Source organism: Sphingobacterium corticibacter, assembly GCF_003076635.1.
GTDB lineage: Bacteria > Bacteroidota > Bacteroidia > Sphingobacteriales > Sphingobacteriaceae > Sphingobacterium > Sphingobacterium corticibacter.
Window position 1 is genome coordinate 111,619 of sequence record NZ_QDKG01000001.1, and the last position, 26,653, is coordinate 138,271.

The window sequence follows — 26,653 nt, forward strand, 5'->3', positions numbered from 1 at the left end:
CCGTAATCATGCAAAAAGCCTTTCGGATTTCCGAAAGGCTTTTTTGTGTTTATGTTGAAAGGGAGTTGAAAGAGTTGATAAGGTTAATAGAGCTTAGAAAGTTGAAAGGGTTAAAAGCTTTTTAGATCGCAGCACCCTCATACTTCGGGTTCGCAATGACGCTCTATTAAAAACTAATCTCTTTTATCCGGTTCGATTCCCAAATAATTGTAGTGAATCTCTGTTTTGCCATGTGGCGTAGGTGTACCTTCTTCGTTCAAGTTAACGAACACCAACTTGTCAATAGACAAGATCGTTTTACGAGTAATCTTATTACGCACCTCACAACGCATGGTGAGTGATGTTCTACCGAAATCAATTGCCTCGATCCCCATCTCAATGATATCGCCAGTGCGTGCTGAGCTCACAAAGTTGATTTCCGAGATATATTTGGTAACGATGTTGGGGTTTTCCAATTGTACAATAGCGTAAATAACGGCTTCCTCGTCGATCCAACGTAGCAGTGTTCCTCCGAATAGACTACCATTAGGATTTAGATCTTCAGGTTTGATCCATTTGCGGGTGTAAAAATTCATAGGTGTAAACTTGTCGTTTAATAATCGTGTAATATGGTCATTAAAAAAGGGAAACAAGCTTATTGTTTCCCTTTCTGTATAGTTTCAAAACTAAGCGTGTATTGCTCGATTGTCTGTAGCGGCCAACGCAGCTTCCTTAAACGCTTCCGTATAAGTTGGGTGAGCATGACAGATACGACCAATATCTTCCGCAGATGCACGGTATTCCAATGCCATTACTGCTTCAGCAATCATATCTGCTGCACGTGGTCCAATCATGTGTACACCTAATACCTCATCGGTCTCGGCATCCGCTAATACTTTCACAAATCCATCGGTGTCGCCAGATGCTTTTGCACGGCCAGATGCTTTGAATGAGAAACTGCCTGTTTTGTACTTTTTGCCCGCTTCCTTCAGTTGCTCTTCTGTTTGTCCAACAGCAGCTACTTCTGGCCAAGTATATACAACTCCAGGGATCGCATTGTAGTCAATGTGAGGTTTTTGTCCAGCAATACGCTCTGCCACAAAGATACCTTCATCTTCTGCTTTGTGCGCTAACATCGCGCCTTTGATCACATCACCGATTGCATAAACGCCTTCTACCGATGTTTCCAAATGCTCATTTACTGGAATCTTGTTGCCGCGTTCTTCAGTTTCAATGCCAATTTTATCTAAGCCTAAGCCTTCCGTGTAAGCTGTACGACCTACCGCTACGATGCAGTAATCGCCTTGGAAAGATACTTCGTTGCCTTTGGCATCTTCTGCTGTTACGGTTACCTCTTTACCTTTGGTCGTAGCACCCGTTACTTTGTGTCCCAAGAAGAATTCAAAACCCAATTGTTTTTTCAAAACACGTTGTAGTTCTTTGCCTAAAGAGGCATCCATCGTAGGAATAATAGATTTAGCGTATTCTACTACAGAAACTTTTGATCCTAGGCGTGCATATACTGAGCCTAATTCCAATCCGATCACGCCACCGCCAATCACGATTAGGCTTTTCGGAATTTCTTGCAATTGCAAGGCTTCGGTAGAAGTAATAATTCTCTTTTTGTCGATCGGTAAGAACGGCAAAGCGGTAGGTTTTGAACCTGTCGCGATGATGATGTTCTTTCCTTTTATCTCTTGTGCATCCGCACCTTCTTTCTCAATTTTAATAGTGTTTTTATCCACAAAAGAACCCAAACCTTCAAAGCTATCAATCTTGTTTTTCTTGAATAGGAAAGTAATGCCGGCGGTGTTTTGTGAGATAACATCATTCTTGCGATCGATCATTTTCTTAACATCGATCTTCAAGCTGTCTAGACTGATGCCGTGATCTGCAAAATTGTGTGCAGCATTATGATAGTGCTCTGATGTGTCCAATAGTGCTTTGGAAGGAATACAGCCTACGTTTAGACAAGTTCCACCAAAGGTGCTGTACTTTTCAATAACAGCGGTTTTCAGGCCAAGTTGAGCGCAACGAATAGCAGCTACATAGCCGCCTGGCCCACTTCCGATTACAATTACGTCATATTGCATATAGTCGTGTTTTTTCTCTGATCAAAAATACGATTAAATTAAGAATGATCGAACCGGATATAGGTAAATTTACGTTATTGTTAAAAAAAAACGACAATCTGTACAGATTGTCGTTTTTTAAAACGTTGATTTCGATTTTACTCGGCAACGATTTTTCCTTGCATGATCCCGAAGTGACCTGGGAAACTACAGATATATGGATAAACACCAGCTTCTAAAGTGAAGGTAATTTTATCTTCTTGGCCTGGACCCAATAATTTTGTGTGCGCTATGATAGAGCTTAAAGATGATTTTGGAATGTACTCGTTGTCTGGTGCACCAGCTGCTTCGCCACCGAAAGTAGGAATATCTACTGTTGGTTTCAATACGACAAGGTTATGCCCCATAGATTCGATTGGCAATTCTCCAGCATTTTTGAAGGTAATCTCTACTGGCTCGCCTGCTTTTACACGGATCAAATTAACGTCGAATTTCATTTGATCATTACCTTGTACAGTCCAATTGTTCGAAAGCTCTACATTTTCGATTCCAGGTACTGTTGCGGCAGGAGCGACAGGTGCTGCTTCTTCAGAAGGTGTATTTTCTTTTTTGTCTGAATCGGTGTTGCCGCCACAAGATGCTAAGCCAATTGCTAAAGCCGCGATAGGAGCAATAAATATTTTTTTCATAGTCTATATTTGTATGTATTACTTTACGAATTTAAGGATTATTCATTAGAAAGCAGCTAAATGAGAATTTTTAAGCGTCACTTCACTGTCTTGTTTGCCCCTACGACGCTCGTTATTTTACTATACAAATCTACTGGGTCGAAGGGCTTTACGATAACATATTGAGCGCCCACTTCATAAGCTGCTGCTTGTTCGTGAGCCAAAACAGAGGCCGATATGGTGATAATAGGCATACTATTTTTTTGAGTATCATCTAGTGCTTTAATGGCTTTAATAGCGTCAAATCCACTCATGACAGGCATATGCGTATCCATCAAAACGAGATCGTAGGTTTTCTGCAATACAGCATCTAAAGCCTGCTGTCCATCTTTTACGATATCTACCACGCAATTCCAGGTTTTTAGCATATGTGCCAACATAAAGGCATTTAGATCATTGTCTTCTGCCACCAAAATTTGTACATCATCTAATTTTGGGAAATTAATATAGGGCTCATTTGGTTTTTGAGCTTGTTCGGTCTTACTTTTTTGAAACCAAGCTTCAAAGTAAAAGCTAGAACCTACTCCCACATCGCTCTGTGATCCTACCTCTCCCTCCAATAATTCAGCCAATTGTTTCACAATAGCCAATCCGAGGCCAGTGCCACCATATCGCTTTGTAATGGCGCCGTCTCCTTGTTCAAAAGGTTGGAATATTTTAGGCAGATGATCGGTAAGTATGCCAATCCCGGTATCTGTCACTGTAAAACGAATCAGGTATCCTTTCGGACCAATGTCTAATAGTTTAACATTGAAAGTGATGCTACCTTGCTCTGTAAATTTAAGACTATTAGAAATGAAATTAGTGACGATCTGTTGGAGACGTAAGGCATCAAAAACCACGTTATCTGGCAAATCTCCTTCTTTCTCTACTATAAAATGCAGGTCTTTATGGTCCGCTTTAACTTTGAACATGCGATCCATATTGTCAATGAACTTAGTAAGCGAGAAATCTTCCATCTCGATTTTGAACTTTCCCGAGTCAATTCGGGATAGATCCAATATATCATTGATGATCACTAAAAGTGATTGCGACGCATTATCTAGTATGCCTAACCACTCTAATTGTTCGTGGCTAAGCGGCGAAGTTTTTAATACATGTATCACGCTCATGATACCGTTTATCGGTGTGCGTATTTCGTGGCTCATGTTGGCTAGAAAGATTTCTTTGGACTTTCGAGCATGTTCTGCCTCTTCCTTCGCCAGCAAAAGCTCTTTGCCAGATACTTCTAGGGCTATATTTTTTTGTTTTATCTCTTCTTGTAAACGGACTTGGTGTATAAAAGATCTTACTTTAGCGCGTGTAATTTCGGGATTAAGGGGCTTATATAGATAGTCGATTGCGCCACTTCGTAAGCCTTCTAGTAAATACCGTTCTTCTTTAGAAATGGCCGTCACCATGATCACCATGATGTGATTGGTCTTTTGATTTGATTTGAGTAGAGATACAAACTCAAAACCATTCATCTTCGGCATCTGCACATCCACCATCGCAATGGTAATATCTTCATGCCAACATACCTTAAGCGCTTCATTAGGGTCGGTATGCGCTATGATGTGTAAATCATCCAGTTCCTCTAGTAAAGCACGCAAACTGATGATGTTTTCTTCGCGATCATCTAGTATAAGTAAATTAATCTTTTTCATGCTCTTCACTGGTTGACCCTGCAAAAGTAGTCAATTATTTTACGAAAGATGTTAAGCAGTGGCTATTAAGTTGTTAGCCAGGGTCTTGTGAGCCTTGTCTTTTACTATTTTATTTTTTGGTAGATGTTGTGTTTACGACTAATGATCCTAAACTTATCGATAATAGAATGGTTCGTTAAATTCTCCTTGGCACCAAGACATAGAAAACCAAAGGGAGAGAGCGAGTTGTAGAGCAATTCTAGTACTTGACTCTGCAAATTATGGTCAAAATATATCATCACATTTCTGCACGTGATCAACTGAAATTCGTTAAATACAGAATCTGAAACAAGATTGTGAGTGGAGAAAAGGGTGTTGCTGCGTAAGTGATTGGATATGATAGCCATATCGTACTTTACAGTATAGTATTTAGAAAAGGACTCTTCGGTCGTATAGTGATTAAAATTCTCGGTGTATGTCTTTATTTTTTGAAGTGGATAAATACCTTTTTTGGCAACTTCAATAATGTGAGAGTTAACGTCTGTTCCGTAAATAAAAGAACGCTCGTACAATTTATTTTGTAACAATAAAATGGCCAAAGAATATACTTCTTCGCCACTAGCGCAACCTGCACTCCATATCTTGACACGTGGAAATGTGCGTAGATAAGGGATTACAAGTGCATGTAGCGCTTGGAAAAAATCCGGGTCTCTGAACATTTCCGTCACATTAACGGTAATCTCGTACATGAGATAGGTCTGGAAGCCCGGCGCATTCACTAACGCATTTTTGAGATCTACAAAATCCATTCGATCGAGATCCATCACGCGCTGAATTCTTCTTTTAAGGGATGATCGGCTATATCCAGATAAATCAAAGCCTGATGTTTGCCTGAGTAATCCGATAATCTCCTCTAATTCTTCAAATGATAAGTATGCGGGTTCTCCTTTTAACTTAACCATACTTGCATCAAAGCGATTAATTTATCCATATCTATTGGCTTGCTGATATAATCGTTTGCGCCAAGTTGTATCAATTTTTCATGATCTCCATGCATGGCTTTGGCCGTTACCGCAATGATTGGTAATCTAGCGTATTTTGGCTCTTCCCTGATATGTTCGATGGCGTTGTAACCATCCATTTCGGGCATCATGACGTCCATAAGGACTATGTTGAAGGGTTGTTCTTGATTTTGAATTATATCCAAAGCTTCTCTTCCATTGTTCGCGATTTCAATGTGAAGATCATGCTCTTTCAGTGCTGTAGTCAACGCAAACACATTTCGCATATCATCATCTACAACTAATACGCGCTTTCCGCGCAGGCTATTTGCTTCTGTATAGATTGCTTTGTCGAGCCTTTTGCTGTTGCGGATCGGTTCATAATCTACATTATTAATCTTGTTCAGAAATAAATTGACCTCATCTATCAGTCTATCGGTAGATTTTCCATCTTTATGGATCATCGATTTGGTGTATCGCGCGATTCGATCGGTTTGTTCAGCCGTCAATTCTTCAGCGGTATTTATGATTACCGGAATATCTTTAAATGTGTCGTCTTTTTTGATCTGCTCAAGCAAGCCCAGTCCGCTACTATCCGGGAGCGTGATATCTAGAATAATGCAATCAATATTTTCTTCCGTTCTAAGTTTCTCTAAAGCTGATTTTTTTGTGAAGGCCTGTATGATATTGATTTTTTGTTCGGCAAAAGAATTTTTAATGAATTCGCTCATTACTTCTTGATCTTCAACCAGCAGTACTTTTTTGACCTCTTGGTCAATGTTGAGAATTATATTTGAAAATGCTTTCTTAATATTTTGCTCTGTTACCGGTTTAGATAGAAAGCCGATTGCACCTTGTTCTAGTGTATCTTTTTGTTTGATGTTAGCCGCCGACATCATGTGTATTGGTATACCTTGTGTTTGTGGGTCTGATTTTAATGTTCGTAGCACGTTCCAACCATCGGCAATAGGTAGCATTACATCTAAAATGATTGCGTCTGGTAAATGATTTTTAGCCATTTCTATTCCTTGCGGACCATCATGCGCAAGGATTACATCAAAGGCATATTGTTCGGCAAAATCTTTAAGAATATAAGCGAAGTTGATATCGTCTTCCACGATCAGTATACTTCTCGCCGTTTTTAATTTCTCTACGTCAGGTATGATTTCTTCCAATCCAAGTGAGCTAGACAACGATACTGTTGGTGCTGGAGCGACTGTTGCTGCATCATCCACAGATGTCTTAAAAGGTATGGATAAGGTAAAAATGCTGCCTTTATCCAATTCGCTTTCAAGCTGAATATTTCCGTTAAGCATAGCAGCAATTTCCAGACTAATAGAGAGTCCGAGTCCGGTGCCACCATATTTTCTACTAGTAGAGCCGTCTTCCTGTCGGAACGCTTCAAAGATCAATTGTCTTTTTTCAAGAGGGATTCCTTTACCCGTATCCTCTACAGAAAATAGCAATTGGTCTTGCTCCCTAATCAATTTTAGGGAAATGTGGCCACTGGTGTCGGTAAATTTAAAGGCGTTGGACAAAAAGTTTTTTAATACTTGTTGTAGTCGATATTCGTCTGAAACAAATGTTTCAGGAAAATCGTTAACCTCTACCTTGAATTGTATGTTTTTTTGTGTAGCAGTTTGTTTAAATAGATTTTCAAGGTTTTGAATCAGCATCTCCGTATTGATTGCCTCCGAAAGTACTTCAACTTTGCCAGATTCAATTTTTGCGAGGTCTAATAATTGATTGATCAATTCTAATAGATCAGATCCGGCACTGTAGATTACAGACGCATGTTTGCGTTGATCTTCTGTCAGATTTTGCTGCTTGTTTTCTTCCAGCAATTTGGCCAGAATCAAGATGCTATTTAATGGCGTTCTCAACTCGTGGCTCATATTGGCCATGAATTCTGATTTATATAGGCTAGCCTGCTCGACCTCGGCAATTTTCGACTCGACTACTTTCTGGGCATCTTTCAAGTCTTGATTACGGCTTTCCAACTCCTTTGCTTTTGCGTTCAGCTCGGTATTTGTTTGAGAAAGTTCTTCCTGTTGTACGCGTAATTCTTCTTCGCTTGATTCTAAAAGATTGGTTTGGTATACCAATTCGTCATTCGTCATGCGCAACTCCTCTTGTTGTGCACTCAGCTCTTCTGTTTGCTTTTGCGTGGTGAGCAACAATTTTTGAACGACAGCATGATTCTGTCCTGATTTGATGGCTGCCGCAATAATACGTGTGGCACGACCAAGGTATTCACTAGTGCGGTCGAGACTTTCAATGTCTGTTTTAATAGCCAATTCTAGCAGACCAACAACTTCCGAATCATGAATGATCGGTGCTAATATAATTTGGGGATTTATCCGATCTATAAAAGTAGAAAAGAGCTTAATGTGCTGTGTTTCTGTGGCATCATATATTTTTTGTTTATGATGCTGCACCGCCATACCTAAAATTCCTTGTCCAGATTTAAAATTAGATACCGCTTGTTTGTCTTCAAAGCCCATCATCGCGATTCGCTCAAAAGTTTCGCTATGATCCTCTTTTATGTAAATTGCACCAGCATAAAATACTTGCTCCATCGATCGCATAATTTTACGAAGCGAGATCTCGGCAATATCCGATAGCTTGTCAATACCAATAAGTTCATCGTATATCCTATTGGTGCGATCCAGAATCCAATTGGTGCTTTCAAAACGTTTATTTGCCTCGGTGAGTTCTGACTTAATCTGCTTCTCTTTCAAAGTAGATACGCGTAGCTTGTCGCTCATCATGTAGGTGGCATATAAGACGTAAAGTATAGCCAGCAAAGCAACTATGTTAAGGGGCAATACCACATACATGGCATCTTTAAGCTTTAAGGTTTCCTGTCTGATTTTTGCTTTATTAATCTCAAATACAGCAGCGATCACTAGGTCACAGGTGTTGTGAATCTCTTGTTCTTCGATGGCGAGAGCAACAGCTTTTTCATCCAGCGATTTACTCTTCAAGGCTAGCTGTATCGAATCGAGTTTACTGACCCGATGCAGTAGATTGCGCAACTTTCTAAATTCAGGTAGGTCTCCGCTGTACAGATCATTCGCTTGCTCAAATTCTATGAGATGACCTGTGGCTTTCTGGATATAATGATTAAGCTGTAATATTGTATTGTCAGATCCTCGCGTGATAAAATCAGCTTTTACGCGATTGATATTCAACAATTGGTTCTCAAAATTACTTAATACATCAGCCTTCTGCCTAAATGTCTCACCGTATTGTAACGTCGTCTTCGCATAGTCATTCTGTCTATTTAAATAATATACGAACGCATAAATCAGAATAGCGTAGGCAGCGATAACCCCTATGATAAATTGGATTTTCAATATGTGGTGCCTTTTCATAAGCTATTTGGTGGTAATTGCTAAACGATGATTCAAATATGGATAAAATGCGTCGGATGGTGAAATAATTTTACGGAATCATATATTATAATGCTATTACAGGCCTACACTTGCATGCAGAAGTCGATACTTTTTTATATCTTTAGGAGATATACAATTAATCTGAACTATGGGATCTGAAATACAAATTGTTTTAATTATCGTGGGTGCAGTCGTTGCCCTATTTTTATTACTTTACCTCTTGCCTGTCAATCTGTGGTTTACTGCGCAATTATCTAACGTAAAAATCAGCTTATTAAATCTTGTGCTGATGCGACTACGTAAGGTACCGCCAGCATTAATTTCTAATGCAATGATTATTTCGACGAAAGCAGGTTTAAGAATTACTACCAATGAAATTGAAACGCATTATCTCGCAGGGGGAAATGTCAATAAAGTAATTAAAGCGTTAATTTCTGCAGATAAAGCCAATATCCCGCTTGATTTTAAATTAGCTACAGCTATCGATTTGGCAGGTAGAGATGTGTTTGATGCCGTGCAGTTGTCGGTAAATCCTAACGTGATCAACACACCGCCCGTAGCAGCTGTTGCGAAAGATGGTATACAGCTTATCGCCAAAGCACGCGTAACTGTTCGTGCAAATATTAATCAACTCGTGGGTGGTGCTGGTGAAGAAACCATCCTCGCGCGCGTAGGAGAGGGCATCGTGACTACCATTGGTTCATCTATCGATCATAAGCATGTGTTGGAAAATCCAGATCGTATTTCGAAAACGGTGCTGTCTAAAGGATTGGACTCCGGTACGGCATTTGAAATCTTATCGATTGATATCGCCGATATTGATATTGGCGAAAACGTCGGTGCAAAACTACAGACAGATCAAGCAGAAGCTGATTTGAAGGTAGCGAATGCGCGTGCAGAAGAGCGCCGTGCGATGGCTGTAGCCAACGAGCAAGAAATGCGTGCTAAAGCACAGGAAGCAAGAGCTAAGGTGATCGAAGCAGAAGCTCAAGTGCCTATGGCCATGGCTGAAGCGTTTCGCAGTGGTAATCTCGGGATTATGGATTATTATAAAATGCAAAATATACAGGCAGATACGGATATGCGGACATCGATCTCCAAACCAGGAGAATCGAACAAAAAATAAACGTACGATGTGCAAAATTTTAGGCTTCCCAACGGGAAGCCTTTTTTGTTGCTGAATGAGCAGCGCTTTGATTCGGCATCCGGAATTTATCCCTACTTTTGAAGCGATATGATATTGAGAGATTTTCAACACATTCAGACCGTCGTGCTGGATGTAGATGGCGTATTGACCGATGGAACTATTCTCGTTACCGAAGAAGGCCATCAGCTCCGTACTTTTCATGTACGCGATGGATTTGCCATCCAAGCAGCCGTGCAAGCAGGCATACTTCTTTTGGTGATTAGTGGCGGTCGCTCTGCTGGCGTTGAAAAACGCTTACGCGGACTAGGTGTAGCGCATATCCATTTGGGCGTTGCCGACAAGAAAACATTGCTGTTACAACTTTGTGAACAGTTTTCGATTGATCTCAAATGCACACTTTATATGGGGGATGATATGCCCGACTTGGAAGCCATGTCTATCATCGGTTTGCCAGCCTGTCCGAAGGACGCTGCGGAAGAGATCAAAGCAATCAGTCGCTACCAATCTCCCTTTGCTGGTGGCCAAGGTGCTGTGCGAGATATATTAGAAAAAGTATTGAAAACGCAAGGAAAATGGCCGACGTCGACCATTCCTAAAAGTAATTAACAACATGATATTTATTGAAAAATTAAAAGATACGCCGATTATATTGGGGTCGCAGTCTCCCAGAAGGCAGGAGCTACTTCGCAAGTTGGATTTAGATTTTACGGTAGAGATTCCAGAAGTGGAAGAACATATTGATACTACACTCACGCCAGAAAAAATCGTCTCTGCCATTGCGGCAGCAAAACTAACCGCTTTCTCGGACGAATCTTATCATGATCGTTTGGTGATTGTGGCCGATACCTTAGTGGCTGACGAACATGGTACAATGTTGGGCAAGCCAGCCGATGTGGCCGAAGCGAAATCTGTACTTGCTCAATTATCCGGTCGTGAACATGCCGTTTATACAGGCGTGACTTTGGCCTTGCGCGGCCGGGTACACCAGTTTGTGGAGCGCACGGCAGTTTGGTTTGTAGAATTGGAAGAGGAAGAGATTGATTATTATGTTGCCAATTATAATCCGATGGATAAAGCTGGTTCGTACGGTATTCAAGAATGGATCGGCCGCGTAGCGGTAGAACGTATCGATGGCGCGTATGAAAATGTGATGGGATTGCCAACAGCGCGTTTGTATCGTGAATTGAAACAGTTTATGGCAGAGGATCGATAAGAGCTGATATTGTCATTAAAAAAAATCCCTGATTAACAGCTTCTGTTAATCAGGGATTTTTTTGTGGTGTATCGGATTGAGATTATTTGATGTGATAGCGAATTCCGGTGTAAAACATGCGTCCGGTGAGTGGACCCCAAAGCATATTGGTATCGAAATTACTGCCAAATGGCTGATCAAAAGCTAAGATAGGATCTTGTTGGAAGAAGTTGCTCAAGTTCTCCCCACCAACATATACATCGAAGTTTTTATTCTTGCCAAATGTCTTGGATACTTGCGCATTCATGGTGACGTATGCTTGCGAACGATCTGCTAATTGATACGGTGCAGGATTTCCAGCGGTTGGTGGAATGCGTTTTTGCCCCACCACATTTAGCGTATAATCAAACGACCATCCGCCATGTGTATTATAGCCTAGATTCATAAAACCCCGGTGTTTTGCAATTAATGGTTTTTGCAAACGACCAGTTTGATAATCGGTCTGCACATCCAAATAGCGGTAAGCAAACCGCGCTTCTAAGTGCTGGATCGGCATAAAACGAAATTCTGTCTGCAGACTGTTGGAGAAGGATTTTCCTTCTAAATTATAGAAGCCGACTTCACGTGGATTTTCCCAATCGATCACGACTTGATTTTGAAAATTGTTGTGAAAAAGTTCTATGGATACGCCAGCCTCGCGACCAAATAATTGAAAGTTTTGATCTGCACTGAATCCAGTGTTCCAAGACACTTCTGGTCGAAGGCCATATGCGCCAGCACCATTCACGATACCGTCTAGATTAGCAATGCTTCTGCTCGAAGCAAAAATCCCTAAATTTTCTGCAAAGATATTAGCCGTCCGCTGTCCGCGGCCAGAGCTCAAACGCAAGGTCGTATTGCTGGCTGGCTGATAACGAATCACACCCCGAGGCGTGGTGAACCAACCGTACAAATTGTTGTGATCTTGGCGCAAGCCCAATACGACATCTAGTTTTTCAACCGGGCTATAAGTGTATTCTCCAAATACGCCTGCAACGCGTTCTTGCCGCCCCATTTGGTAGTTGATGCCTGGGGAAGTATAAAAAAGATCTTCCTTGTACTTGTCATATTGCAAGGACGCACCCACTTTGTATTTGTGCGCTTCGCTGCCGATTACATCTTGGAAAATCAAATTGGCGTAGCCAGATGAATGATTATTATTGTATCCGGTCAGTCCAAAGAAGCTTTCCTGATCATAGTTGCTAGCAGATAATTGTAATCCGATACTGCGGTGCAGATTCGTCGGGAATACATAGCCTACTTTCGCAAAACCTTCCACTCGCTTATTAATAAATCCTAATCCATATCGATTAGTGGTAAATTGATCGTTGTCTTTGTCAAAATCAATCTCACCGCCGACACGATTATCGTGCAAGTATTTGATGCCAAATTGTACAATTACGCCGTGATCATTCTGATAGTGCCAACGGTTGACACCGCTAAATAAATTCCCAACCGGGATGTCGCGAAAGCCATTATTACTAAAGTTCATGTGGCGGTTGTACATGAAATTGTCATGCAATAAGAGACCTACAGACCAATTGTCGCTAAGTCGCTGTGACACATTTAGATTGACATCCGTACGTCCCATATTATTGCCGTAGGCATTGAAATACAGACGATCTGTATTATGCGGTTTTTTGAGCTCTACGTTGATTTGTCCGGCCATGTTCTCGAAACCATTGACCACCGAACCAATACCTTTGCTGATGTTAATCGCCTCAATCCAGCTGCCAGAAATACTGTTTAGTCCCAAAGGAATGGCAAAACCTCGCGGTCCTGGTAATCCTTCAACGGTCAGTTGCGTATAGATGCCGCTGAGTCCCAACATCTGGATTTGCTTGCTGCCGGTGACGGCATCACTGCTCACCACATCCACGGATGCATTGGTCTCAAAACTTTCGCTCAGATCACAACAAGCGGCTTTGAAAAGTTCTCTTGCGGTCAACGTTTCTACCCGAGTCGCGTTCATACGAGAGATGTAGTTGGACTTCTGTTGGCGTGAAACCACCACTTCCTTCAACACATTGTTTTTGGACTGTACGACCAACACTTCATGCATATTGGTGACTTCTAGCGTATCCGCCTGCATGGCTGTGTGAGACACGACTAGGCGCTTATAATCATGTTCGTGCATGATCTTGAAAATCCCGTCTTTATCCGATTGTACTTTCTTTTCTGGGTTTTCTAGCCAGTATACCGTAGCGCCTTGAATAGGTTTTAGAGTGCCATTTTCACTTTCGTTTACCACTACGCCACGTACTTCATGATCATGATCGTGGTGCGCTGGATCATCCGGATTGTTTTGCATTTTATTCCCTGTCGTAGCACCATCTTCGCCCATGCGCTCATACAGACAGCAGGTGTGGAGTGCATTGTATACTTCGTCAGGCGCTTTGAATTCGTCAGTGTCATGTCCCGCTGCCGCAATAGCTTTTTTTATCTTCGAAACGCTAGTTTTTTTGCTATTGAAGGTAACTTCGGCTTTGCCCGTGTTAGGATCCCATACAATTTGGGACGCACCGGCATCTTTACCGGCTTTCTCGATTCTTTGTTTACACATACCGCAATTACCCGCCACATCAAATGTACCTTTGTTAGGTTCTTGCGCGTATGCCCATTGTATAGCCGCGAAAAATAAGGCTATACATAAATAATGTATATTTTTCATAGATGTATTTTAATGTAGAGTACTTGTTTGCTGCCAATCACTCGGCAGAATAATGAGACTACACTAAAATCAAATACGGAAATTGCAATTGACGAGATAGGTATTTGGGAAAGTGCCTAAGGGCACTAGAGAAGCCAGAGTGGTTTTATTTGGTGCAGGAGCGTCAAATAGCGTCTGGTGAAATACTATGATCCACGGAATGATAAACTCCGCTGGCGAAAGCGTATTAAAATCCTGTAATAAATTGGTGATGGCTTGATCGTCACCATTGTTTAGTTCTACTTGTACATCCGTACAGCAGGTGTGATCCTGTTCACAAGACGTGCCCGCGTGATCCTGCTCTTGTTGTTCTAGACTGCAAGAGCCTTTATCTCCCGTGCAAAATGCACAAGCGCTGGAGTTATTTTGCTTCTCAAAAATGGAGATTTGAGAGTTTTGTCCGCAAGTATGATAATATACCGTCGCCCCCGTGCTGGTGAGCGAGTATACTAACAATAGGAATATGGACAAAATTCTAATCATCGATTACAAATGTCAAAAATATAAAGCAGATACACAAATTATGCGTAAGCAAGTTGATGTCTATTTTGTTTGATCCAACGCGTTGGTGACATCGGCAATGATGTCTTCTTTGTCTTCTAAGCCAACAGATAAGCGGATAGATCCAGGCTTTATGCCTAGGTTCAATCTTTCTTCTTCCGACAATTTAGAGTGGGTGGTAGAAGCCGGATGAGTGACAATCGAACGGTTATCCCCCAAATTCGACGTGCAGAGAATCATTTCCAAATGATCGATGAAGTTTTTCGCACGTTCGAATCCTCCTTTCACCACGAAAGTGACAATACCACCACCGGCTTTCATTTGTTTCTTCGCCAATTCGTATTGGGGATGAGAGGGTAGAAATGGGTATTTGACATCTTCGATCTCTGCATTGTTTTCCAAAGCTTCTGCCAGCGCTAATGCATTGGAACAATGGCGATCCATACGTAGACCTAAGGTGTCTAAACTTTTAGAAATCAGCCAAGCATTGAACGGAGACATGGATGGACCGGTGTGGCGAATGAAGAACATCATCGTATCAATCAGCTCTTTTTTACCAACCGTTACGCCGCCCAATACGCGACCTTGTCCGTCCATATACTTGGTAGCCGAGTGGATCGACAAATCAAAGCCATACTGCAATGGTTTTTGTAAATATGGCGTGGCAAAGCAGTTGTCGATGATCAGCAATATATGCGGATATTTCTCTTTGAAACTTCCCAACCACTCTAAGTCTACTAATTCTAAACCGGGATTAGAAGGTGATTCTAAAAAGATAATTTTCGTGTTTTCTTGAATCGCATTTTCCCATTGCGCTTTGTCTACACCGTCGACATAGGTCGTGGTAACGCCCCAGCGCGGGAAAAGTTGCGTAAACAATTGATGCGTGGATCCAAAGATGGCTCGGCTCGACACAATGTGGTCGCCGCTATGAATAAAAGCTGCAAAAGAGGCAAATACTGCCGCCATACCCGACGAAAAAGATAAGCCGGCTTCGGCGCCTTCCATAATACAAACCTTCTGGATAAACTCGTCGGTATTTGGGTTCGAATACCTTGAGTATACCATTCCTTCTTCCTCTTCTGCGAAGATGGCACGCCCTTGCTCTGCGCTATCAAAGATAAAGCTGGACGTTAAATACAAAGGTGCAGAGTGCTCTCTCTTATCCGAACGAGGGACCTGATTGCGTATGATTTTGGAATCGTCTTTATGCATAGTTCGCAAATGTACATAAATGTGGTATTCATTTCCAATGGTTTAATGAGATTTGTACGTGTAACCCAACGCTTATAGATATATGTTAAGAAATGTAATGGTTTGTATTTCGTAATACTTTATTTTTTACATTTGTAGTAGTTTAAATATATCGTAAACATGATGAGTTGGAGTCGGTTGCTTGTTTTGGGAATAATATTAGGCACTTTGGCAGGTTGTCTACGTGATGATGACGAGCCTATTCGCCCCACTCGCCCGATCAGCAGATTGTATATATCGACTTCTCAATTCAGTCTTAACCCAGAAGTGGAAGTCGTGCAAAATGTGTACGTTGTTGATCCGGCAGATGGTAGTAGTTTTGATAGAGCTAACCTAAACTATCGGACCTTTGCTGTAGGCGGATCCGCCATACTTTATAGTCCTGAAGCTAGATTACTTTTTCAATCTGCGCAGAATATATCGAGACCCGACAATTCTGTGCAAGTCATGAATATTGATACCCTTCGAGGAAGTCTTTCTACGCAAGGAACGGTGAATAGCGAGCTGATTACAGCAGTACGTGGCATCGCTTATCATCCTAGTACCGATGTGTTGTTGCTTGCTAATGCTCGAGCTGCTGCGACAGTAATACCACCTGCTTTACAAGGATCGAAATTAGTTACTGACGCAGGGCCTACTCAATCCGATTTATTTGTATACAGTCGGCCAAGGTCAAGAAGTAATCCGGCTCTACCTAATTACCGACTTCCGTTTCAGGACAAGACCATTCGTGCCGTGTTTATACACGATATCAGCATACAACAAAATGATCTCCGTAACAAAACTTATATATCTACCACAGCGGCACAGGGAGAAATATTAGTCTATAATGAACTTCCAAATCGTTTAATTAGTAATCCGTTGGATTCCTTACCTAATATTAGCCCCGATTATATTCTAAATATTCCCTCGTCTCGCAGTTTGAATAGCATGACGTATTCTCCTCAGCTAGATTTAATGGTGGCTACAGAAGCTGCGGATCTAACTGGTACAACCGTGGCTGGTCAAGGGCGTATTTTATTTTTCGAAAATTTCTCTACGCACACTAGTAATGCAAGTATTACGCCGAGCCGAATTATTACTGGTGCAAGAACACTTTTAGTAAATCCCGTGAGTGCGGCCATTGATACCAGGGAAGGGGCAAAATATCTATATGTGGCTGATTCTCAGGTTGCAGCAGCAACGGAAGGTGGTACTTCTGGAGCGGTTTTTCGATTCCTGATTAGCGATGAAGGAGATGTGGCGCCCCAAAACGAGTTGCGGATTCCAAATCGTACACCAGTAAGCATATCGCTTGACGCACGTGGAACAATTCCTGCAGATTCTACAACTAATGGCAATGGAGCTTCGGCCAGAATACGTCGTTAATGCGAAGTATAGAATTTGTTTGATTTACTATTATTGAATAAGTTCCAATAGAAGAGCGATATCATTTCTTTTGGTCATATTATCCACATGTTCGTACGCCGAAATTAGATTGCGCAGTATGCGCTTGATAATGGCTGGATTGTCGCAAGGATGTGTATACTCTGGCGATATTGGAAGATTGAGCTGTCTTAAGAAAGCCTGAATGTCTTCCTCTTGCATGATCTGCCCACGATTAAAAACATTGATATAGAAGAGCGTCTTGCTCGGCTCAGATTCATCCATATAAGCCAGCACAAAATGTTTTGGCAAATTGACCCCGTAAATGGGTAAATCTAATTTCTGTGCTACCAAGGCATAAATACATGCTAAAGAAATCGGATTGCCCTTCTTGGTTTCTAATACTTGATTGATAAAAGAGTTTTGCGGATCGTGGTAATTGCTCGTGTTGCCAGAAAGACCAAACTCACGGAAGATAATGTTATTCAACAATCTCACTTTCTCTACGGGACTCATAATATCATACATCATACCTGTCCAGGCTGCACTACGAAGCTCTGCTAATTGATAATAGACCTGATCTTCATTCATGTTAGGGTACTGATACCGATTGATAATCATTAACCCATCCAACAAATCGTCTGCATTGTTCAATTGCCAGATTTGTAATTCATTTTTGACTTCGTCAAACTGAATTTTGTGTATAATATTTTCGATACGCGATTGCGCGAGCGGATCAAAAGACTCTTCCCATGTTTGTTCTAAAACGGGAATCACGTCCGGTCCGCAGGTAATAAGTTTGTGCTCAATCTGTTGGAAAATAGCGTAATCGGGGTCGTCCAACAAGGACACTAAGGCGGTGAATTCGTTGTTGGTCATACGTTGCATCGTTTTTTTAGATTATCTAGGAGAAACTAGTTTAAACCCCACCCCATACACGTTTTCTATTTTGACACTATTAGATTTAGACAATACCTTTCGCAATCTAGAGATAAAAACATCTAAACTACGACCGAGGAAATAGTCATTGTCGCCCCAGATATGTAGTAGAATCTCTTCTCGTTTCACTATCTGATTACGTTGCTTGTACAAGAACGTTAGCAATTCTAGCTCTCGCAGTGTTAGTGTGGTCGTAAAACTGTCTCCTATAGATAACGACAGCAATTTTAAGTCCAATTTTACATCGTCGATGAAAATTTCGTTTTTAGTGTGCTCTCGCGCTGAGTTGGCAAAACGCATTTGTCTATTCACAAAATTACGAATTCGTAGCACCAGCTCATCTACATCAAACGGCTTGGTAACATAATCGAAAGCGCCTAATTGAAGTCCTTGGATCTTATCCTCTTTCATATTGCGAGCCGTGAGAAAGAGAAATTGCGCTTGCTCGTTGATTTGTCCAATTTGCTTTGCTAACGCAAATCCATCTGTATCGGGCAATTGTATATCGATAATGCTGATATCATACTGCTCTTGTCCATACGCCTTTAATGCAGAAGTGCCATCGAGTGCCCAATACACGTCGAAGCCCATCATCTCTAGGTATTGCTTGGTGACATTTCCGAGATCCGATTCATCCTCCACATACAAAATGCGTGTTTTCATGCCTCTATATTACGAATTTTTGGGGATATCGATGATAAATGTACTGCCTAGTTCGAGAACACTTTCAACCTCTATTGTCCAACCATGTGCGATAACACATTGTCTTACATAATACAAGCCAAGTCCAAGACTACTTTGCACATTTGAAGCAGAACGGTAAAATTTTTGAAACACAAGTTTTAGTTCCTTGTCAGCAATACCTTCACCGTTATCAGATAGGCGAATCTGCCAATTATTACCGTGCTCGCTTAGCTCTACTTTTATCAATTTCTCGGATTTATGATTGTGCTTTACGGCATTCTCCATCAGATTAGAAATCATGGTCGTAAAGAAGAATGGATTCATCATTACCGTCGCATCTTGATCAGCAAAATTATGGTAGTCAATTTGAACCGCACTGTCACTCGTTTTGAGACGGTAATCGTCTACCATCTCTTGCAGAAGGTTCACGATGTTACTCGGCTCTTTTTGTATGGCATAGCCACTCATCGAAGTGATGTCTAATACTTGAGCAAATAGACGCTGTAAACGACTTGACTGACGCTGGATCACGTCCGTCAATGCTTCCAGAGGCTTGTTCTCTTGTACCAACTGTTGCGATTTCAGAGTTTTATTAGCTACTTGTATGGTCGCGATAGGCGTGTTGAACTCATGCGTAATGCTATTGACAAAGTCCGATTTCATGTCTGCTAATCTCTTTTGTCTAATCCAATTTCGATACGTCGCCAGATAGATTATAATAATGGTCACGATGGCAAATATGCCAAGTAGAAATACTGGCGCGATTAGCTTAAGTAAGGCTATAGTACGGTGCTTGCGGTCGGCAAAAATCGCAAATGAAACCTGATAGCTGAAATCTTCTGTGCTGCTCACATTGAGTTCGGAAACCAAATTTTGCTTTCGGAGCTTTTCCAGATTTCCGCCCATGCGCAGTCCGAGCATTCCTTGTATGGTACTTTGATCACCTGCTTTAATAGCAGGCGGGCTATAAATCTCCACTTTGCGATCATCTGTCAGATTAACGCGGACACGATTTAGTAGTAGAGCGTATTCCCAGTCATCTCCCAGTTGGAAATTTGTTTTGATCTGTTCAAAAACACTGTCCATTGTGTTGTTGGTTTTGAGATCCTGATCCAAATCATGCAGCAGAGCACTTACCGTATCATCAAGTTCCTGTTTATTATTCTTATCCAAACTATCCAATAATGCTAGTTTGGGGTTGATGTGTGCGTCGAAAATATTCTGCCCGCCTGGGTACAGTTTATCATTGCGGATCGCATTATAATAAAACTCTTTGATTAGGAGTTTTTCGGTATTCTGATACTGCTGGTCATTCAGGATAAAGGTATTATAGGTAAGGTAAACGAGCAGGCTGATCAATGTGATAAAACTGAATACAGCTGCGATCTTATAAACCAGAGATATGGAGGTAAGTTTCATGTTCGCGTAGCGCAATTATTGGCTGAAAGTAATGTTCTTAAGCAGGCTGAATATACATAAAATCAGTGGCTACAGTTAAGGTCTTTAGTTTTTGTTAACAATTTGTTGGGGTTTTGTTAACAGCGAGATGTCGTAATTCCAACTACTTTTATTTTCAGATATCGCATAGAACGATGTCTTATTAGACACCTACATCTACACCCATGTTAAATTATTTCACTCGCCAATCTGCGCTACGCATCCTAAATTTTGGGTCGCTATTTGCGCTATTGTTGCCTATTGCGCTATATGCGCAACAACCTCAAACCATTACAAAGAAGGGTTACACGCTGCATTTTCATGCACAAAACCCAGATTTTGATGCCGTTCAGCAAAAACGTCTTCAAAATGTGTTTTTTACCAACTATCCTAAGCTGGTGAAAGACTTTAATAAAAATTCTTTGAAAGAAGTGACTATTACCATTGATACGGCTTATGACGGCGTGGCTTATGCTCATAATGGTAAAATCGTGATTGCACAAGCTTGGATGGAAAAAATGCCAGAAGATATCGACGTCGTGACGCACGAAGTAATGCACATCGTACAGGCGTATCCACCGCGCAGTGGATCAGGATGGTTGGTGGAAGGTATTGCCGATTACGTACGTTACAAATACGGTGTAAATAATAAAGCCGCCAATTGGTCTTTGCCCGAATTGAAGGATGATCATCACTATACCAAAAGCTATCGCATATCTGCTCGCTTCTTGGATTGGATAGAAAATAATAAAAAGAAAGGAGCTGTGAAGCAATTAGATGCAGCTATGCGCGAGAAAACTTATACACCAGAAATCTGGGTAAACTTAACCGGAATGGAACTGGATGCGCTTTGGGATGCATACGTGGCAGCTAACAAAGCATAGAACATTTTTTTAGTATATTCGAATTATGAACCTACGTTATTTAATTTATTCCCTATCCTTTTTGTTTTCGATAGGGGCACTTTCTGCCCAACAAATTGATCAGGTAGAAAGACCTGAAGAATGGGTAAATACCCTAATGGGAACCGACTCCAAAGTATCTATGTCTAATGGAAATACTTATCCAGCTATTGCTGTGCCATGGGGGATGAATTTCTGGAGTCCGCAAACCGGAAAAATGGGCGATGGCTGGATGTATACTTATGCATCGGACAAGCTTCGCGGTTTCAAACAAACACATCAACCTTCTCCTTGGATGAATGATTACGGTCAGTTCTCCATTATGCCGGGAAGTGGTACACCTGAGATAGATCAAAACAAGAGAGCTAGCTGGTTTTCGCACAAATCCGAAACGGCTAAGCCATACTATTATAGTGTGTATTTAGCAGATGCTGATGTAACAACAGAGATTACACCAACCGAACGTGCTGCGGTATTCCGTTTTACGTTTCCAGAAAGTGATAGCTCGTTCGTGGCTATCGATGCCTTTGATAGAGGGTCTGAAGTAAAATTCATTCCGTCGGAGAATAAAATAGTGGGTTACTCTAGCCGCTACAGCCGTGGTAAATACGAGAACTTCAAAAACTACTTTGTCATCTACTTCGACAAAGACGTGACCTTTACCAAAATCTGGAAAGACAGCGTATATCAAGCAGCCAGCGAGCAAGCAGCTGCAGGAAATCATACCGGTGCCATTGTAGGTTTCAAAACCAAACGTGGCGAGCAGGTCAATATGCGCGTAGCATCTTCTTTCATTAGTTACGAACAAGCAGAACTAAATCTTTCTCGCGAAGTCGGTGCTAAATCGTTTGCGAACGTGCATGACGAGGCTAAAGAAGCTTGGCATCAGACGTTGAGCCGCGTAAAAGTAGGCGGTGGTACACACGATCAGTTGAAGACATTTTACTCTTGTTTATACAGAACCGTGTTGTTTCCAAATAAACTGTATGAAATCGATGCAAACAACGAGCCGGTACACTGGAGCCCATACAATGGCAAGATCCTTCCAGGTCGTATGTTTGCCGGTACAGGTTTTTGGGATACGTTCCGTGCGTTATATCCATTCTTGAATTTGGTTTATCCAGAGATCAATGTGGAGATGCAAGAAGGATTGGCCAACGCGTACAAAGAAGGCGGTTGGTTGCCGGAGTGGAGCAGCCCAGGTTATGCCAATATCATGGTGGGTAATAACTCGGCGTCTGTGGTATCGGATGCGCACATCAAAGGATTGCGCGGTTATGATATCGAAACCTTGTACGAAGCGTTGCTAAATGGTGCAAATAATGAAGGGCCAATGACGGCAGTAGGCCGTGCAGGCGCTCCTTATTATTTGGATCTTGGTTATGTGCCTTACGATGTAGGAATCAACGAGAATGCCGCTAGAACGTTGGAGTACGCGTACGATGATTTTGCGATTTATCAATTGGCAAAAGCATTAAAGAAACCAAAGAAAGAAATCGAATTGTACCGTACACGTAGTATGAACTACAAGCATCTATTTGATCCAGCAACTGGATTGATGCGCGGTAAAAATAAAGATGGATCATTCCAATCACCATTTAACCCATTCACTTGGGGCGATGCATTTACCGAAGGAAATAGCTGGCATTACACGTGGTCGGTATTCCACGATGTGGAAGGTTTGGCGCGTTTGATGGGTGGTCATAAAGCATTCACCACCAAATTAGACTCGGTATTCTCTTTGCCTCCAGTTTATGATGAAAGTTATTATGGCGGCGTGATTCACGAGATTCGTGAAATGCAAGTGGCCAATATGGGTCAATATGCCCATGGTAATCAGCCGATTCAGCACATGATTTACCTGTACAACTATGCAGGCGAGCCTTGGAAAACACAGTACTGGGCACGTGAAACGATGGACCGTATGTACACGCCGTATCCTGATGGATATTGTGGTGATGAAGATAATGGACAAACGTCGGCTTGGTATGTATTCTCGGCATTAGGATTCTATCCTGTTTGTCCCGCTACGAATGAATATATCTTGGGCTCACCATTGTTTGATAAAGCAGAAATTACCTTAGCCAACGGCAAAACGGTATCGATACAAGCTGGAAACAACAGCGCCGAGAATCGTTATGTACAGCAGTTGAATGTAGATGGCAAAGCGCATGCGAAGAATTTCATCACACATGAGCAATTGCAAAAAGGTACTAAAATTGACTTCTCGATGGGAGCGCAGCCTAATACACAACGCGGAACATCTGCAAAAGATTTCCCGTATTCGTTGAGTTTAGAAGTGGAAGGAAAATATAAATAATGATAAACTTAGGTTTAGCTAATAAAGTGCGCTGGCAGGAATGCCTGCGCACTTTTGGTGTCGTGAGTTTGCTACATCTGGCTGTTGCTTCGCAAGCGCAAGAAAAAAGACTCGTAGATTATGTAGATCCGATGATCGGTACGGCCAAAATGGGACATACTTATCCTGGACCAACTGTGCCATTTGGATCGGTGCAGCTCAGTCCGGATACCGATACGATCCCGTACGCCATGAACGGCAAGTACAATGGCGATGTGTACAAATATTGTGCTGGCTATCAATATAGTGATCCCACCATCGTTGGCTTTAGTCATACACATTTCAGTGGTACAGGTCATTCGGATTTAGGTGATTTCTTACTAATGCCCACCAGTGGTGCATTGAAACTTAATCCTGGTACGGCAGATCAACCGGGTAGCGGTTACCGTTCGGCATTCAGCCATGACAATGAAACAGCTGCGGCAAATTATTACAAAGTAAAATTAGATGCGCACAACATCACCGCAGAGCTGACAACCAGTGCACGTGTGGGTCATCATAAATATACTTTTAGCCAAGCAGGAGAGAGCCATATCGTGTTCGATCTGATGCACGGTATCTATAATTACGATGATAAAAATGTGTGGACAGTAGCGCGTGTGCTAGATGACCATACCATTGTAGGATATCGCCAAACGCATGGTTGGGCAAGAACTCGCGTCGTGCATTTTGCGATGAAGTTTTCCAAGCCATTTAAAAATTATGGTACGAAGGATTTCGAAAAACAGCAAGTGTACAAAGGTTTCTGGCGCAAGTTTGACCAAACCGACAACTTCCCAGACATCGCTGGCACGAAGATCCGGATGCACTTTGACTTTGATGTAGCAGCTAACGAAGAAATTCAGGTGAAGCTGGCGATCTCTCCCGTAAGTATGGACAATGCCTTGGCGAATATGGAGGCAGAAGTGCCGCATTGGGACTTCGATCGTACCAAACGCGAAGGACAGGATCTGTGGGAGAAAGAATTAGGTCGTATTCAAGCGAAGTTGCCTACTAAGGAAGATTATGTCAATTTCTACACGGCGATGTACCATGCAGCGTTGATGCCAACGGAATACATGGATGTAAATGGACAATACCGTGGCTTGGATCATCAGGTGCATCAAGCGGATGGTTTTGTCAATTATTCTTCTTTCTCTTTGTGGGATACTTTCCGCGCTTTTCATCCGTACATGAACTTAGTCAACCCTTCGCGCAACGCCGATATGGTGGCTTCGATGATGGCGCACTACGATCAGAGTACGCTGAAAATGTTGCCGATCTGGTCGCATTATGGTAATGACAACTGGTGCATGAGTGGTTATCACAGTGTTTCTGTGATTGCAGATGCGATCTTGAAAGGTGTGTACAAGGGCGATGCTAACAAAGCGTTGGATGCCTGTATTGCAACCGCAAATTATCGCCGCTATGAAGGCATTGGTGAATACATTGATCTGGGTTATATTCCTGATGAGAAAAATGGTACTTCGGTATCTAACACGTTGGAATATGCTTACGACGATTGGTGTATCGCGCAATTGGCAAAGCACTTGAACAGAGAGTCTGATTACCAGACTTTTGCCAAAAGAGCTGAAAACTGGCGTAATATGTTTGATCCATCGATCGGCTTTATGCGTCCGAAAGATGCGCAAGGCAAGTTCCGTGAGCAATTTGATGTGTTGGAAACACACGGACAAGGTTTTATAGAAGGCAATACCTGGAATTATAGCTTGTATGTGCCACATAATCCGCAAGGATTAATGGAGTTGATCGGTGGCAAAAAGAAGCTGTCAACTTACTTAGATTCCTTATTTACTATGCACCTTCCCGACAAATTCTTCGAACATACAGAGGATATCACGCGTGAAGGTATTATCGGAAATTATGTACATGGTAATGAACCGGCGCACCACGTGGTTTATCTATATCAGTTGGTTGGCGAAGGTTGGAAATCCCAAGAATGGATTCGTAAGATCTTGAAAGATCAATATCATAATGGAGCAGATGGCTTAGGTGGCAACGATGATTGCGGACAGATGAGTGCTTGGTATTTGTTTTCTAGCTTGGGCTTCTATCCGGTGGCACCAGGTTCAACCGATTATTGGTTGGGTAGTCCATTAGTAGAATCGGCCTCTGTTCGACTGGAGAATGGAAAGACATTCGAAGTAGAAGCCATCAACCAAAGTGATAAAAATGTCTATGTACAAGAAGTACGTCTAAACGGCCAGCCGTTGAAAGGCTATATCTTGAAACATGCCGACATCGTGAATGGTGGTAAGTTGCAATTTAAAATGGGCGCGAAGCCCAATAAAAAAGCGTAAAGTACTACTTGATCGAAACAATACGTAAGGAAGACGGCATGAAATCTAAGTTTCATGCCGTTTTTCTTAAAAATCAGGTAAAAAATACTGGTTTTCCAGTAGACGATAATGCAAGGTATTTCTGTTTAGAAATTTTATCTTGGAGGTGTAAATAGTTAGCCGAAGACTACTCTCGCTTGACCTTAAAATATAGATACCCATAAAGATGAAAAAGATACTTTTCCTAGCAGCCCTTATTGGTTTTTCGTACACCTCACAAGCGCAGGTTTTAAAGAAGATCCAGCGAAAGTTGGAAGATAAAGCCGAGAAAACGGTTGATAACGTGTTAGACAAAAAGCAGCCTAAATCCGAGACTAGTTCGGGGTCGGTAAATACTTCGGGTGCTATCGATATCTTAACTACTAGCGAACCCTTTCTGGGAGGAACACAGTTGATCTTTTCAGACGATTTAAGAAATGAGGCTGTTGGAAGTATGCCGAGATATTGGCAAACCAATAGTACCGGTTCCGTGGTAGAGATTAGTGGCGCAGCCGGCAAATGGCTAAATCTCGCTCCGCAGGCTTCATATCAATTAGATACTTTATTACAGCTTCCGTCTAAATTTACTTTGGAGTTTGATCTTCTCACGCGTGCAAGCGAGGCGAAAGATTTGCGCAAAATAGAATTTGGCTTTTCGAAGAACAACAATACACAGAAGTTTATTTATGGTGTCTCCAAAGAAGTGAGCATTTACCAAGCGCTGCAATATTATTACGATAATATTTCCACAAATGCGGGGACTCATAGTAGCCGATTGCCTTTCCCTTTGAGTAATTATGCCAATGCAGTGATGCATGTATCCATGTCGGTTGATGGTGAACGTTTGCAGGTTTATATCGATCAGCAAAAAGTGTTGGATGCTGCGATTATAGATGTGAATGCGCCGAAGCATTTCTATCTGTCTACCGAGACGTACCGAAACAATGCCAAGGCATTCATTAGTAATTTAAAGATCGCTGGTTTTTAGTCATATTAACTGATA

General features: G+C 41.8%; 20 protein-coding genes. 8 read left to right on the forward strand and 12 right to left on the reverse strand.

What is annotated here, in order from left to right:
* Positions 1–173 precede the first annotated feature (173 nt).
* The 6 genes from DC487_RS00480 to DC487_RS00505 all read right to left on the reverse strand — a co-directional run bounded on the left by DC487_RS00480 (position 174) and on the right by DC487_RS00505 (position 8,782).
* Complete coding sequence (locus tag DC487_RS00480; RefSeq protein ID WP_116773982.1) at positions 174–575, reverse strand: acyl-CoA thioesterase; 402 nt, start codon at positions 573–575, stop codon at positions 174–176.
* A 90-nt stretch (positions 576–665) separates the two neighbouring features.
* Positions 666–2,072 carry a dihydrolipoyl dehydrogenase gene (gene lpdA, locus DC487_RS00485; RefSeq protein WP_116773983.1) on the reverse strand — a complete coding sequence of 469 codons (1,407 nt, stop codon included), beginning with the start codon at positions 2,070–2,072 and terminating at the stop codon, positions 666–668.
* Positions 2,073–2,209: 137 nt separating this feature from the next.
* A complete protein-coding gene (locus DC487_RS00490) occupies positions 2,210–2,740 on the reverse strand; it encodes a plastocyanin/azurin family copper-binding protein (protein WP_116773984.1) in 531 nt (176 codons plus the stop codon).
* Positions 2,741–2,817: 77 nt separating this feature from the next.
* Positions 2,818–4,425 (reverse strand): response regulator, encoded by a 1,608-nt coding sequence (locus DC487_RS00495; RefSeq protein ID WP_116773985.1) that lies wholly within the window; start codon positions 4,423–4,425, stop codon positions 2,818–2,820.
* A gap of 104 nt (positions 4,426–4,529) precedes the next feature.
* The gene (locus DC487_RS00500; protein ID WP_116773986.1) at positions 4,530–5,366 is read right to left on the reverse strand and encodes a CheR family methyltransferase; all 837 of its coding nucleotides are present in this window, start codon (positions 5,364–5,366) and stop codon (positions 4,530–4,532) included.
* The gene (locus tag DC487_RS00505; RefSeq protein ID WP_116773987.1) at positions 5,354–8,782 is read right to left on the reverse strand and encodes a response regulator; all 3,429 of its coding nucleotides are present in this window, start codon (positions 8,780–8,782) and stop codon (positions 5,354–5,356) included. The genes DC487_RS00500 and DC487_RS00505 overlap by 13 nt, the downstream gene beginning before the upstream one ends.
* Positions 8,783–8,951: 169 nt before the next feature.
* Between DC487_RS00505 and floA the strand changes: the two genes are divergently transcribed.
* The 3 genes from floA to DC487_RS00520 all read left to right on the forward strand — a co-directional run bounded on the left by floA (position 8,952) and on the right by DC487_RS00520 (position 11,163).
* The gene (gene floA / locus DC487_RS00510; protein ID WP_116773988.1) at positions 8,952–9,929 is read left to right on the forward strand and encodes a flotillin-like protein FloA; all 978 of its coding nucleotides are present in this window, start codon (positions 8,952–8,954) and stop codon (positions 9,927–9,929) included.
* A 108-nt stretch (positions 9,930–10,037) separates the two neighbouring features.
* Positions 10,038–10,556, forward strand: coding sequence for a KdsC family phosphatase (locus DC487_RS00515; protein ID WP_116773989.1), 519 nt, complete (start codon positions 10,038–10,040; stop codon positions 10,554–10,556).
* A gap of 4 nt (positions 10,557–10,560) precedes the next feature.
* The gene (locus DC487_RS00520) at positions 10,561–11,163 is read left to right on the forward strand and encodes a Maf family protein (RefSeq protein WP_116773990.1); all 603 of its coding nucleotides are present in this window, start codon (positions 10,561–10,563) and stop codon (positions 11,161–11,163) included.
* A gap of 82 nt (positions 11,164–11,245) precedes the next feature.
* Here DC487_RS00520 and DC487_RS00525 read toward each other — a convergent pair whose 3' ends face one another.
* From DC487_RS00525 to DC487_RS00535, 3 genes are all read right to left on the reverse strand, one after another.
* The gene (locus tag DC487_RS00525; protein WP_116773991.1) at positions 11,246–13,852 is read right to left on the reverse strand and encodes a TonB-dependent receptor domain-containing protein; all 2,607 of its coding nucleotides are present in this window, start codon (positions 13,850–13,852) and stop codon (positions 11,246–11,248) included.
* Between the two features lie 69 nt (positions 13,853–13,921).
* Positions 13,922–14,374 (reverse strand): hypothetical protein, encoded by a 453-nt coding sequence (locus DC487_RS00530; RefSeq protein ID WP_116773992.1) that lies wholly within the window; start codon positions 14,372–14,374, stop codon positions 13,922–13,924.
* A 60-nt stretch (positions 14,375–14,434) separates the two neighbouring features.
* Positions 14,435–15,607, reverse strand: a complete 1,173-nt coding sequence (locus DC487_RS00535) for a trans-sulfuration enzyme family protein (protein ID WP_116773993.1) — start codon at positions 15,605–15,607, stop codon at positions 14,435–14,437.
* A gap of 159 nt (positions 15,608–15,766) precedes the next feature.
* Here DC487_RS00535 and DC487_RS00540 point away from each other — a divergent pair, with 159 nt between their 5' ends.
* Positions 15,767–17,014, forward strand: coding sequence for a hypothetical protein (locus tag DC487_RS00540; protein ID WP_116773994.1), 1,248 nt, complete (start codon positions 15,767–15,769; stop codon positions 17,012–17,014).
* Positions 17,015–17,044: 30 nt separating this feature from the next.
* On the opposite strand, the gene DC487_RS00545 is transcribed toward DC487_RS00540, so the two are convergent.
* From DC487_RS00545 to DC487_RS00555, 3 genes are read right to left on the reverse strand one after another with little or no spacing between them, the layout of a single operon-like run.
* On the reverse strand, positions 17,045–17,890 hold the full coding sequence (locus DC487_RS00545; RefSeq protein WP_116774987.1) for a transglutaminase-like domain-containing protein: 846 nt from the start codon (positions 17,888–17,890) through the stop codon (positions 17,045–17,047).
* A gap of 21 nt (positions 17,891–17,911) precedes the next feature.
* A complete protein-coding gene (locus DC487_RS00550; protein ID WP_116773995.1) occupies positions 17,912–18,613 on the reverse strand; it encodes a response regulator transcription factor in 702 nt (233 codons plus the stop codon).
* A 9-nt stretch (positions 18,614–18,622) separates the two neighbouring features.
* Positions 18,623–20,053: a sensor histidine kinase gene (locus tag DC487_RS00555; RefSeq protein WP_116773996.1), complete on the reverse strand. Its 1,431-nt coding sequence runs from the start codon at positions 20,051–20,053 to the stop codon at positions 18,623–18,625.
* Between the two features lie 203 nt (positions 20,054–20,256).
* Between DC487_RS00555 and DC487_RS00560 the strand changes: the two genes are divergently transcribed.
* From DC487_RS00560 to DC487_RS00575, 4 genes are all read left to right on the forward strand, one after another.
* Positions 20,257–20,955, forward strand: coding sequence for a basic secretory protein-like protein (locus DC487_RS00560; protein WP_116773997.1), 699 nt, complete (start codon positions 20,257–20,259; stop codon positions 20,953–20,955).
* A 25-nt stretch (positions 20,956–20,980) separates the two neighbouring features.
* Positions 20,981–23,293 (forward strand): GH92 family glycosyl hydrolase, encoded by a 2,313-nt coding sequence (locus tag DC487_RS00565; RefSeq protein WP_116773998.1) that lies wholly within the window; start codon positions 20,981–20,983, stop codon positions 23,291–23,293.
* The gene (locus tag DC487_RS00570) at positions 23,293–25,632 is read left to right on the forward strand and encodes a GH92 family glycosyl hydrolase (protein ID WP_116773999.1); all 2,340 of its coding nucleotides are present in this window, start codon (positions 23,293–23,295) and stop codon (positions 25,630–25,632) included. The genes DC487_RS00565 and DC487_RS00570 overlap by 1 nt, the downstream gene beginning before the upstream one ends.
* A gap of 205 nt (positions 25,633–25,837) precedes the next feature.
* Positions 25,838–26,638 (forward strand): hypothetical protein, encoded by an 801-nt coding sequence (locus DC487_RS00575; protein ID WP_116774000.1) that lies wholly within the window; start codon positions 25,838–25,840, stop codon positions 26,636–26,638.
* Positions 26,639–26,653 lie beyond the last annotated feature (15 nt).

Coding starts and splice junctions, on each gene's coding strand:
- DC487_RS00480 (WP_116773982.1), bottom strand. CDS start 575: ATGAATTTTTACACCCGCAAATGGATCAAACCTGAAGATCTAAATCCT.
- lpdA (WP_116773983.1), bottom strand. CDS start 2,072: ATGCAATATGACGTAATTGTAATCGGAAGTGGGCCAGGCGGCTATGTA.
- DC487_RS00490 (WP_116773984.1), bottom strand. CDS start 2,740: ATGAAAAAAATATTTATTGCTCCTATCGCGGCTTTAGCAATTGGCTTA.
- DC487_RS00495 (WP_116773985.1), bottom strand. CDS start 4,425: ATGAAAAAGATTAATTTACTTATACTAGATGATCGCGAAGAAAACATC.
- DC487_RS00500 (WP_116773986.1), bottom strand. CDS start 5,366: ATGGTTAAGTTAAAAGGAGAACCCGCATACTTATCATTTGAAGAATTA.
- DC487_RS00505 (WP_116773987.1), bottom strand. CDS start 8,782: ATGAAAAGGCACCACATATTGAAAATCCAATTTATCATAGGGGTTATC.
- floA (WP_116773988.1), top strand. CDS start 8,952: ATGGGATCTGAAATACAAATTGTTTTAATTATCGTGGGTGCAGTCGTT.
- DC487_RS00515 (WP_116773989.1), top strand. CDS start 10,038: ATGATATTGAGAGATTTTCAACACATTCAGACCGTCGTGCTGGATGTA.
- DC487_RS00520 (WP_116773990.1), top strand. CDS start 10,561: ATGATATTTATTGAAAAATTAAAAGATACGCCGATTATATTGGGGTCG.
- DC487_RS00525 (WP_116773991.1), bottom strand. CDS start 13,852: ATGAAAAATATACATTATTTATGTATAGCCTTATTTTTCGCGGCTATA.
- DC487_RS00530 (WP_116773992.1), bottom strand. CDS start 14,374: ATGATTAGAATTTTGTCCATATTCCTATTGTTAGTATACTCGCTCACC.
- DC487_RS00535 (WP_116773993.1), bottom strand. CDS start 15,607: ATGCATAAAGACGATTCCAAAATCATACGCAATCAGGTCCCTCGTTCG.
- DC487_RS00540 (WP_116773994.1), top strand. CDS start 15,767: ATGATGAGTTGGAGTCGGTTGCTTGTTTTGGGAATAATATTAGGCACT.
- DC487_RS00545 (WP_116774987.1), bottom strand. CDS start 17,890: ATGACCAACAACGAATTCACCGCCTTAGTGTCCTTGTTGGACGACCCC.
- DC487_RS00550 (WP_116773995.1), bottom strand. CDS start 18,613: ATGAAAACACGCATTTTGTATGTGGAGGATGAATCGGATCTCGGAAAT.
- DC487_RS00555 (WP_116773996.1), bottom strand. CDS start 20,053: ATGAAACTTACCTCCATATCTCTGGTTTATAAGATCGCAGCTGTATTC.
- DC487_RS00560 (WP_116773997.1), top strand. CDS start 20,257: ATGTTAAATTATTTCACTCGCCAATCTGCGCTACGCATCCTAAATTTT.
- DC487_RS00565 (WP_116773998.1), top strand. CDS start 20,981: ATGAACCTACGTTATTTAATTTATTCCCTATCCTTTTTGTTTTCGATA.
- DC487_RS00570 (WP_116773999.1), top strand. CDS start 23,293: ATGATAAACTTAGGTTTAGCTAATAAAGTGCGCTGGCAGGAATGCCTG.
- DC487_RS00575 (WP_116774000.1), top strand. CDS start 25,838: ATGAAAAAGATACTTTTCCTAGCAGCCCTTATTGGTTTTTCGTACACC.